At 48.0% G+C, this 277-nt stretch carries 1 protein-coding gene; it reads left to right on the top strand.

Annotation, left to right across the window (positions count from 1 at the left end):
* A partial coding sequence (locus tag ACX9YW_RS22965) for a hypothetical protein (RefSeq protein WP_460351036.1) occupies positions 1-277 on the top strand: 277 nt, incomplete at both ends.

The raw sequence follows: 277 nt of genomic DNA, 5'->3' as shown, positions 1-277 counted from the left end.
CCACTGCATTTTTCATGATACCAGCTCTGAGAAGGAGGCGCAGCGGCAGCTTGCCATCAGCGAGCAGAGATATGAGATCGTGCTGTCCCAGATGCAGGATATTATTTTCGAGCTGGACTGTGTTACTTATGAGATATATTATTCTCCTAATTTTGAGAAGAAATTTGGTTATCGGATTCCCGCGGAGGGGTTCCCGGATTCTATGTTCGCCACAGACATTGTATATGAGGCGGATAAAGCCAGGCTGAGAGGGGGATTCCAGGCCATTTTGAGGGGA

This window comes from Pseudoneobacillus rhizolycopersici (assembly GCF_054786815.1).
Note: the sequence above shows the minus strand (reverse complement) of the source record. Positions and strands in the feature narration are given on the sequence as shown.